This window comes from Aequorivita sp. KMM 9714, from assembly GCF_011065475.1.
GTDB lineage: Bacteria > Bacteroidota > Bacteroidia > Flavobacteriales > Flavobacteriaceae > Aequorivita > Aequorivita sinensis.
In genome coordinates this window covers 18,037-29,130 of record NZ_JAAGRO010000010.1, presented here as the reverse complement: position 1 = coordinate 29,130, position 11,094 = coordinate 18,037, and the positions used below count along the sequence as shown (strand labels likewise).

Sequence of the window (11,094 nt, the reverse complement as noted above, 5' to 3'; positions counted from 1 at the left end):
CTTTCAGTACAAGGACCACTTGGGGAACATACGACTATCCTACCAAGATGCCGATTTGAACGGCAGTATCGACCCAACGACCGAAATTATCGAAGAAAAAAATTATTATCCATTCGGCCTTTTGCAAAAAGGCTACAACAATGTTGTGAATGGGACTGCTCATCCATACGGTTATAATGGTAAAGAGGAACAAGAAGAACTTGGATTGGATTGGCACGACTATGGAGCAAGAATGTATGATGCTGCACTCGGAAGGTGGCACTCAACAGATAATAAGGCTGAATTTTATTTTGCAAATTCCCCATATGTCTATGCTTTAAATACACCAATACAAGCTATGGACCCAGATGGAAATCTTGTGATTTTCATTAATGGTTTAGGTGGTGGTGGACAAAACTATTGGAGAACTTACGATAAAGTACGTATTGGAGTTACACTAAACAGAATGGGTAATGAGGTTCCTGTTTATCGAAATGAGTTAAGGTCTGCTTTTGATTTGAATGTATCTGACCATCTTGGAGACCATAATAGAATGTATATTGATGGTTCGCCTGGTTCTATTCTTAATAATTTTACTTCTGGACAAAGATTTTCACAAGGATATGATGAAGGTCTTGCACAAGCAGCATCGATTATTGGAAGTTTGGCAAGAGACCCTCAAGGTAATATTACAGAAACAATAAAAATAATAACCCATAGTATGGGTGGTGTTTACGGTAAAGGATTTGTTTCCGCATTAAAGTATTATATTAAGACAAGTAAAGACCCACAAGTACGAAAAGCTTTGATAACATTGGTTGGAGATTTTGACCCATTCCAAGCTGGAGGTAAATTAGGAGAAGCAGATGGGAACACATATACCCAACAGTTTATTAATTCTGGTTGGTGGGATATATTCAATGCAGGTTGGTTAGCTAACGAAGAAGAAGAAGGAGCGGACGAAGTAATTAGAAATGAAAATAAAACCTCTCATTTTGTTGATACTTTTATAGGAAATATAGACCAATTACAGGAAGGAACTTATGAATGGAATGATGATAAACAAGAATGGATTTGTACGTCTTGTAAAAACGATTAAAATATGAAAAAATTAAGAGTAATAACGGTTCTTTTGTTGTTAGCAATAGTTATTTCTTGTGTTGAGAAAACAAGCACTTCAGAGGAATATTTAAATAAAAATAGAGTATCTCAAGAAACTTATTTAAATGATACAAAAATCTTACAGAACGTTGTAGCTTCTTATATTGATTCAACCAATAAGACAAAAAAACCTAAACCGAAAAGCAAATTATTGTCAATAGAAATAGACACTATATTTTATAGTTCTAACAACAAAATAGCTTTATTATATATAAGCAAAAACAAAAATCCATATGTTGTAGAGAATAAGGACAGTATTCAATTTATTGGTGGATGCTTGATAGCTATTAAAGACCAAAATAGCTCAATAAAAATTGTTGACAAGTTAAAATATATTACAACTACATCTGAAATACCAAATAAAATATCAAGAGATTTAAGGTTAATGTATTTACGTGAAATGGGTTATGTTGAAGGTAGGTACAATATCAATGATAATAGGTTTTGGGAAAGCGATGTTTGGAAATAAAATATAGATAGTATAAACCACCTTCGGGTGGTTTTTTTATGCGTAAGCTTTTTTAGTTTTAGTATCCCCCCGCTCCCGCACGATTGCATCTCAAATCCGCAACTGATTGTTAATAAAAACCGTAAAGCTTTAATGATTAAGGCTTTACGGTTTTATTGTAATCACCTAAATTGGTGATACTTAATTAGCAGTTATGAAGATATTAAAATCCAACGGAATCTCGGCCTTTGGGGGCTTAAATTTTGTAATTGAAGAACTCGATAATAAAGAAATAGGTAAGATTCTTAATGAAGCTCTGCCCAAATTGGGAGCCCAAAGTAAATATAACTGGAGAGATCTGCTCTATAGTTATTGGTCCGTCTTCTTCTGTGGTGGAGACTGCGCAGAAGATCTGTCGGGCAACTTCAAACCTAGTCTTTCCCAATCGCCAAAACTTAAAGTTCCCAGTCCCGACAGGGTTTTGAACCGTTTAAAAGAATTGGTTGAACCTGCCACAAAATTTCCCACCAGCCGAGGCAAACATTTGCATCAATTTGCCATTAATGAGAAGCTGACGGAACTAAATCTTAAGGTACTAAAAAGGATTACAAACCTGGCGGAGTCGATGGTTGACTTGGACTATGACAACACTGTTTGTTATACTGAAAAAGAGGATGCGCAAATCACCTATAAAAATGCTATGGATATGTGCCCGGAGTTGCATTGGTGGGATCAAATGTGGTTTATGTGGAAAATAGAAACGGAAGAAGCAACGCGGGAATTTTACAGTCCGAAACACTTGAAAGAATGTTCAAGCACCTTGAAAACCATAATATCAAAACAAATAGGTTCAGGGCAGACAGTGCTTCCTATGAGTTTAAGACCATACGGACCATTGCAAAATATACGAACAAATTTTATGTAAAGGCAAGAATGTCCTCAGCAATGGACACGGTCATTTCATTGGTAGAAGAATGGGAAACTGTGGGCAATAACGAAGATGGAATCTATAGAGGAGAAGCATTCTATACTCCTTTCAAGAGAGCTGCAAGAGATCACAAGATGCAAGATGAACTCCATACTTATCGGTTTATCGTAACCAAAGAAAAACGAAAGGACGGACAAATTAACACCTTTACCGGAGAAGCCTGTATTTACTCAATCATCATAACCAATGATGAAGAAAGTGATCCTGACAACATTGTTTTCTATTACAATCAAAGAGGAACAATAGAAAGGGAATTTGAAGTATTAAAGCACGATTTTGGATGGCAAAAACTGCCATTTTCCTCACTGGAGCAAAATCAAGTCTATTTACAAATTATGGCAATTTGCCGAAATATTTATCATTATTTGATAAACCTGTTTTCCAAAAAAGTAAAAGGCCTACATCCAAAATACAGGATCAAGAAGTTTATTTTCAGATTTATTGCTGTTCCTGCAAAGTGGGTATATTGTTCCAGACAGTGGCATCTCAGGGTCTATGGAACAATTAATTGGGAAACCTGACCCATTAACTTTCGTGCCTCTTTTAAAAAGTTCTTTAACATACGGCAAAAATTTAGAAAGAATAAATCCTTTAATGGGAAAGGTACGCTTCGTACCGAGCAGAAAAAACTTGTAATGGGGGAGATATGCTTTGAATAGAGCCGAAAACTCATCTAAAACTACAAATCTACATCTCTAGCAGTTTTAAGAGGAGAAAGCCACAAGTTCTTTTGGAGAGTTGCGGATTTGAGATGCAATCGCGCACCAGCGGGTCTGAAGATTCGCTATGTATTTCAATTGAATTTTGGCCTCCTGTGCCTTGGTTTTCGAAATTAGTGGCATAAAAGTGGGAAGTGCCAACAAAAGAAGTATTCCGATAATGGCCAACACCATTAGCATTTCATTAAGGGTAAAAGCGTTTAGTCTCTTAAATCTCATCGCAGTATTCAACTTATAGATCAACATGTTTCCAAATATATAATAAAACGGAGGAAGTATTATAGTTTTCTTAACAAGAATGTGCTAAAATCAAATTTCCGAGTAAGCCTTCAAAAAAAATACCTATTTCTACTATTACCAGATGAATATAAAGAAGCTATGGACTCTACCAAATCTTTTTTCATAAGAACCGATTATTTTAACAAAAAATTTAACTTTTATTTGTTAATAAAATCTAAATGCTTTATGTTTGAATGTCCCCTTTTCAAAAATCAATGATTATATTTTAAACAATATCTATGAATAAAATTTCTTTGTCCCTTGCTCTAATCGCCCTTATCCTTAGCATTAGTTCTTTTTTTTATTTTAACTCATCCTCACAATTAGTATACGTAGATATCAATAAGTTAATGGATGGCTATAAAAGAACCGCAGTAGAGAAATCTAAGTTTGAGGAAAAAGCAAAACTGATGCAATCCAATGTAGACAGTTTGGTTGCCGACTGGCAAAATGAACTTAAGGTTTATGAAAAAGAGCGGTCGTCAATGTCCAAAAAAGAACTTGATCTCAAACAGGAACTTTTGGGAAATAAACAACAACAGATAACCAATTATCAGAAAGCAATTCAGGGTAAAATTCAAGAGGAAGATCAGAAGGCATCACAAACGGTTATCAACGATATTAATGATTATGTCAAAGACTATGGAAAAAAGAATAACTATAAAATAATATTTGGTGCAAGCGGATCGGGCACTATTATGTATGCTGATAAGGCTGCGGATTTGACCGTTGAAGTTTTGGAAGGATTAAATGCTGAATATCAAGGAGGATAGAAGCTATGAGAATTATTACTTTCTTAATGGCTTTTTTAATGTTTCTTTCTTGTAATCAAAAACATTTTGATTCAAAAGAAGCACTTTTAGACTATCTACAAAATGAGGATAACGGATACATTCAAAAGAAAACCGTTAATGGAGTAGATTTTAGTTTAATGTTTAAGCCAACAGATTTGATAGTGTCACAAATTTTACAGTCGAAAAGCGTAAATAATGTCGATAGTTTAAGAAATGAATATAGCAAATACTTATATTTTAATCTTTCAATGTCTATAAACAATCAAGAAATATTAAATATAATACCTCTAACCAAAAATGAATACGGATCAATGGCAAACCAACTTGCATTTGGAATGGATGAAAAAGTGTATTTATATACTAACAATAATGATACTATTCAAATGGCAGAATATATATATCCAAGAATGTATGGTATGGGTGGAAGCACTTCAATGCTTTTTGTTTTTCCAAAAAATGATTGGATAAAAGAGTCAAAGTTCCTAAATTTTACAATAGAAGATTTGAAAATGCAAACAGGTGAGATAAAATTTAAAATAAATAAAAACATACTTGTAAATCAACCTATAATGATTAAAAATGAATAAATTATTACTATTGATATTGATTCTTTTTAGTATGACGATGTTCGCTCAAAAAGAGCATAATATTAAAAATTCAATACGGGTAAATAGTATAGCCTTATTAAGTAATTATTATGAATTTCAATATGAAAGAGTGCTTAATAATAAAAATTCCATCAAGATTGGTTTTGGAAATGGATTTTTTCTTAAGAAAACAGGAAATGATGCGGACAAAGATTTCGAATCAGCATTTGGCTCAAATATTTTTAATAATAATAATGAGCATATTGTTAAAGGTTTTTCATTAAATGCGGATTACCGTTACTTTTTTTCTGCCAAACCAGCTCCAAAAGGTATTTATATTAGCCCCGGAATTCAATACCTCAAATTAAATGAAAAGTATACCTATGTTACTTTTGAAGAAGGACAATTAAGAACACTTATAGATAATAATTATTCTATTTTAAACTTTCGTTTTTTGCTTGGATACCAATTTATAATTACCAAGAATATATTAATAAATCCTTATTTAGGGGTCGGAGTTGCTTTAAGTAAAGTTGAAAATCCCACCAACACAGTAGAGGGGTATGGTAAAGGATTATCTTTGAATATGGGTGTTGATGTGGGAATTGCATTTTAAAAAGTATTTATAAAAAAAATTAATTTTATGAAAAATTGTTTAATATTTTTATTATTAATTACAATTTCATTGCCTAGTTGGTCTCAGGGACCAATGTCTCCAGAGGCATCTTCTTTTGAGCCGGTAGATGCTACAGATATGGTTAATCTTTTAACAGGAGATTTCACTTATGTCCTTCCCATATTAAATGTTCCAAATCCAGAAGGAGGATATCCAATCACTTTATCATATCATGCCGGTATATCAATGGAACAAGAGGCTTCTTGGGTGGGATTGGGTTGGAATATAAACCCAGGGGCAATATCTAGAAACGTTGCTGGCGTTCCCGATGATTGGAAAAATGTGAGAAGTTTTTCATCTATTTATAATGCCGGAGGAGTTATTGAATCTTATAGCGGAAGTATAAGCGTGGGGTGGGCAAAAACTTTCTCTGTAGGTTTATACGGAAGTTATCAAACCCATAAAAGTGTCAATGGAGAAAATTCACATCAATTTGATTTTGGAATCGAGGGGTCAATTTATAATATTAGTGGCAGAGTAGGAACTAATGGAGGGGGTATTGGATACAACTATGGAGCGGTTAATGTTGATATTGGAACTGATGGTGTAGGTATAGGTGCTGGGTATGGCGGTTATTCAATTGGAATAAATCAAAGTTTTATTGACGGATCCACAACAATTTCTGCCGGGGGACCTTATGGAACTGGAATGTCATTAAATTCAAATGGTTTAAGGGTCAGTTTGCTTGGCGCAAGTGTAAATACGAGAGCGGGAAGAAGTAATATGCTCTCACAAGGAACAAATTTATCTTGGGGAAATGGTGGTACTCTTGGCATTATTACGCCTTGGTTTAATATTAGTTATACTCAATCTAAAGTTAAATATTGGCTTTATGAAAATGAGTATAAGGAAAATAATGGTTCCTTATATCCTGGAAATCTAACAGATCTGTATTCAACCACACCTGTTACCAATAGGATTCATTTTGATGCCTATGAAAGTGATATCAATTCAGAAAAAAGTAAAATCACTAAAGCTAACTTTAGTGCTCCAAGTTATGATAGCTATATTGTCTCCGGTCAAGGGATAGGAGGGTCTATTTCTCCCCATATTTTGGAACAGGGAGTAATGCCTATGGGCTATAATACTTTGGCAGAACGGCCAAATAATTTTCAACAATCTTTTATGGGTTATTTTTATCCAACAAATTCTCAAAAATTTAATAAACAAATAAGTGATGAATTGTTAAGTAACCAAATTCATTTTACTTTTGATAATGAAATAACATCTTATATCAAAGTTAAATCTGACAATTGGAACACTCCTAATTCAGGTGGAACATATTCTGATATTTACAATTTTCAACCTCAAAATAGAGTTTTAGATGATATTCTAGTGAAAAATGGAATTTCTTATAATGGATATAATGAAAATAATGGGAGATTAAGAAAAGGTAATTTTATTGAAACCTTCACCAATAAGGAAATTAAATTAAATCCAAATCTTATTATTGAACCTGCCAACTTTAACAGGAGCAATCCTGAAATTCCTGAGGACGGAATTGGAGGCTACAAAATCACCACCTTAGATGGAAAAATATATCATTATTCCCTTCCAGTTTATCAAAAAGAAACATTTTCAAAAAGCACCCCATTAGGTTTAAATCAAAGTGATTCCTTCTATGAAAATTTTCAATTAGAACCTTATGCCACACATTGGCTTTTAACAGCTATTACGGGACCAGACTATATCGATGTAAATAATAATAATACATTAGATGAATTAGACTATGGGTATTGGGTAAGTTTTGATTATGGGAAATGGAGTGATGGTTTTGTCTGGAGATCCCCAACAACTGGATATCTTAATACTAATAGAAATAAAAGTTACCAATGGGGAAGAAAAGAAATTTATTATTTGGATAAAATTGTTACGAGAACCCATACCGCTTTATTTATTAAAAGTATTAGGGATGACAATAGGTCCGCCGAAATTGATTATAGAAATGGAACAAATTCATTGGAATATATAGACCAACATCTAAGAACATTTGACATTGGTACAGATGGCTTTCCCTACCTAATCGGCACCCTTCATCCTTTCAAAGTAACTGCGCCAAACACCTTTAAAGGAGAGACAACTTCAAAGTTTTTTGTTGAAACTCATTCGCAAAGAAGCCTTAAACTTGATAAAATAATCCTATTAAAAAATAATGCTACCTCTGCAAATATTTCTAAAAGTAATGGTAATCAATCAAATCCTATAAATTTAGGCAAAATTAAAATTGAGGCCCAAGCAAAATTTTTTGATTATAGTTTAAATCATATGACTTGGGCTGATCAATTTTTTACCGTTCATGATGTTCCAAATTGGCAAGGAGAATTCTTTGGCAATGTGCTTGATGAAGGAGATCTAATAAATACCCCACAAATTGAAAGTGAAGCTCTGAAAACTATAAATTTTAGCTTTAATTACTTGCTAGCGCCATCATCTCCTAATTCAACGTCACCAATTGGAGGTAAACTTGCATTAGAGAATGTAACATATCTAGCGAAAAATAATATTTCACTTATCCCTCCTTATAGTTTTAAATATGCTACCCCATTAACGCCTTACAATAATAATGCAGTTGATGATTGGGGTTATCCTACGAATGATATTACCTCCTGGAACTTAAATAAAATTAAATTTCCTACTGGAGGTGAAATCTCAATAAATTATGAAGAAGACGACTTTCACCAGGAGGCAGCTCCTTCAAATTTTGTTTTTGATTCAAAATTTGAAGTAAAATTTACTGGATCAGAATCAGGAGCAAAATATGTTCACTTTAGAAACCAATCGGATAATTTACCTGAAGAAAATATAAATTTTTATGATTATTTTACGGTGGGAGAACAAAGCCGTGTGAATGTTCAGTTTGTTTTAGATCCTGACCACAATGGTGGTGAAAGGGTTGCCGATGTTGATAAATTTTGTATGATAACAAATTTAACTTTTGACTCCGTAACTTTTCAAATCCCTACAACAAAAGTGCAAAATTTTGAAAGAAATGACATAGGATGTTTTGAAGATAATTGGGTATTTTATAATTGGTATGATGATGTTGTAAGTGAAACGAATGGCTGGGTAAGAGAAGAAAATGAAGGTAGTTGCAGCGAAGTGCCCGATGACTCAAAGAGGGTAAAAATACAATTCTTTTCAAGTAAAGTATTTATAAACCAAGAAGGCGGAGGGATTAGAGTAGAGGACATAACAGTATCTGATGAAACTGGAAATAATTTTCAGACAACCTATGATTATAATGACCCTATCACTGGAAATAGTTCTGGGATTGTTTCATATGCTCCATCAAGAATGATCACTAAGGATGTTAAGCATATTTCACATATACCGTCCCCAGCTGTTATGTATGAATATGTAACAGTTTCACATAATGTAATTGGCACTGGTTATTTAAGTAAAAATGTTTATAAATATAATGTGCTAAAGCCTATGTCTGTAAATGGGCTTGAATTTAATATGGGTGATGAATTATCTTTAAATATTTCTCAAAATCAAAGTACAAATATCACCTATAAGGGTACTGCCGCAAATTTAAAACAATCTAAAATACAATTAATTGATAAACTATCAAATATAGGAAGACTTGAGTCAATAAAAACATACAATAAAAAAGACCATCTACTCAGTGAGAATATTAATTACTATGATAACTATTTGGAGCAAGGTGTAATTGAAGAGACATTTGATTCTTATAAACGTATTTGGGATTATGAAAGCTATAGTCCTGATATTTATTGTTTATCATCATCATCTAAAATTATATATCCAAGTGCTATAAAACAAGTAAAAAATATTAACAATGGTTATGAATCAAATACTTATTATAATGATATAAATTTTTTGACAGGGCAGGCTTTAGAAACACATGCTTTTCATAGCGACGGTACTGAAATAAAATCTACGGTTATCCCCGCCTATACAATTCCTGAGTTTTCAGGGAATGTTGGTGGATATGGTATGGGCTCCAAAGTTGATGATATTACCAATAAAAATATGCTTTCGCAAACAGCAGCCAATTATACTTTTATAAATAAAAATGGGTGGAAGCCAATTGGAGTTGGAATAACCACTTGGAACAAAGAATGGTCGTATCGAAACCTCGGAGGTTTAGAGACTACACCATCCTCCCCGGAGCAGAAAATATGGAGGAAATACCAGACCTATATATGGGATGGCGAAATAGATCAAAATGGAATTTATATGGATTATAATGTATCTAATTTCGATGGCTTTGATTGGGGTGCTGAATCTCAGCCCGAACCATGGAAGAAAACCTCACACATAGAACGCTATAGCCACTATTCTTTACCGCTAGAGGTAAGTGATATCAATAATAATTTTGCCTCTACAAAATTAGGAGATTATGATTCTAGAGCTATAGCCACCTCAAATGCGAGGTATACAGAGATGTACTATTCAGGTGCAGAATATTTTTATAGCACTGGTGGTGGTTATTTTGATGGGGAGGTTTCCGGTGCCCACCAATCAGAGGATCGCTCTCACACCGGAAAATACTCTGTCAAACTATCGTCTGGCCAACAAGGTTTTGCTGTCGAGATGAAAGGAATAAATCCGCCCGAGATAGAGCATAGGCCTGGCAAATACGTTATTTCTGTTTGGGCTAATAAAGAAAATTATCAAAATGCCCGTACAAAAATTGAAGGAACTGTTGAACCATTCAATGGAGAAATAATACCTGCGGGGAATTGGGTGCAAATGAACCACTATTTTGACATACCCAATTCCACTGACGATATTGAAATTAGCTTAACTTCTGCCTCGGGGACTGTCTATTTTGACGATTTCAGGATATCGCCTCTCGCCTCCTCTGTGACCTCTTATGTTTACAACGAATTTGATGAACTGACATTTATTCTTGGATCCAACAATATCGGCACCAAATACCAATATGACGAAGCCGGAAGATTAATACGCATTTTTGAAGAAACCGTTGATACACCTACCATTTCTGGTGGGTTCAAATTGTCCAAGGAATATAGGTACAATTATAAGAATGGAGATGGTGGTAATGGCGGTGGAGATTGTGATTTTGTCGTGGAATATCATGATAGAGTGGAGGATCCTGATTTTGGAGAATCAACGGCTAAGTTTTATTTTCCCACTACTGGTACTCTTACATTGAAATTTAGTGTAGAAAAACAGGAAATCGAAGCATTACCTGTACGCGCAGACTTTACAATAAGAGATCCTCAACATAATATTGTTTTACAGCAAAACTTGTCCTTAAATTCTACTGAAGAGTATGTATTTATAGACAAAGACTTAAACATCTCTATACCGGGCGAATATTCAGTTTCTACTCAAATATGGAATAGGAGATCAAATTATGGAGTTTCAAGAGTCGAATTATTATCAGTTTTACCTGAATCGATGTGCATTGGAAATGACAATATACTTGAAGACAGAAATATGTTTGATGATGATTAAATAAAATAAAAT

The 11,094-nt window shown here is 33.7% G+C and carries 8 protein-coding genes; 7 read left to right on the top strand and 1 reads right to left on the bottom strand.

The annotated features are described in order from the left end of the window. The 3 genes from G3A46_RS13825 to G3A46_RS13815 all read left to right on the top strand — a co-directional run. The coding region (locus G3A46_RS13825; protein ID WP_165150715.1) for an RHS repeat-associated core domain-containing protein at nt 1-1,078 on the top strand (1,078 nt) is incomplete at its 5' end. 3 nt (nt 1,079-1,081) lie between these two features. After that, nucleotides 1,082-1,609 (top strand): hypothetical protein, encoded by a 528-nt coding sequence (locus tag G3A46_RS13820; RefSeq protein WP_165150713.1) that lies wholly within the window; start codon nt 1,082-1,084, stop codon nt 1,607-1,609. Nucleotides 1,610-2,296: 687 nt separating this feature from the next. Next, entirely contained in the window at nt 2,297-3,097 is an 801-nt protein-coding gene (locus G3A46_RS13815) for a transposase (RefSeq protein ID WP_165150711.1), read from the top strand. 183 nt (nt 3,098-3,280) lie between these two features. Here G3A46_RS13815 and G3A46_RS13810 read toward each other — a convergent pair whose 3' ends face one another. After that, a complete protein-coding gene (locus G3A46_RS13810) occupies nt 3,281-3,514 on the bottom strand; it encodes a prepilin-type N-terminal cleavage/methylation domain-containing protein (RefSeq protein ID WP_165150709.1) in 234 nt (77 codons plus the stop codon). A 299-nt stretch (nt 3,515-3,813) separates the two neighbouring features. On the opposite strand from G3A46_RS13810, the gene G3A46_RS13805 reads away from it, so the two are divergent. The 4 genes from G3A46_RS13805 to G3A46_RS13790 are packed head-to-tail and all read left to right on the top strand — an operon-like array spanning nt 3,814 to nt 11,082. Further along, the gene (locus G3A46_RS13805; RefSeq protein ID WP_165150707.1) at nt 3,814-4,347 is read left to right on the top strand and encodes an OmpH family outer membrane protein; all 534 of its coding nucleotides are present in this window, start codon (nt 3,814-3,816) and stop codon (nt 4,345-4,347) included. Between the two features lie 5 nt (nt 4,348-4,352). Then, complete coding sequence (locus tag G3A46_RS13800; RefSeq protein WP_165150705.1) at nt 4,353-4,955, top strand: hypothetical protein; 603 nt, start codon at nt 4,353-4,355, stop codon at nt 4,953-4,955. Continuing rightward, nucleotides 4,948-5,571 (top strand): hypothetical protein, encoded by a 624-nt coding sequence (locus G3A46_RS13795; protein ID WP_165150703.1) that lies wholly within the window; start codon nt 4,948-4,950, stop codon nt 5,569-5,571. The genes G3A46_RS13800 and G3A46_RS13795 overlap by 8 nt, the downstream gene beginning before the upstream one ends. 27 nt (nt 5,572-5,598) lie before the next feature. Next, the gene (locus tag G3A46_RS13790; RefSeq protein ID WP_165150701.1) at nt 5,599-11,082 is read left to right on the top strand and encodes a hypothetical protein; all 5,484 of its coding nucleotides are present in this window, start codon (nt 5,599-5,601) and stop codon (nt 11,080-11,082) included. The last annotated feature ends 12 nt before the right edge of the window (nt 11,083-11,094 follow it).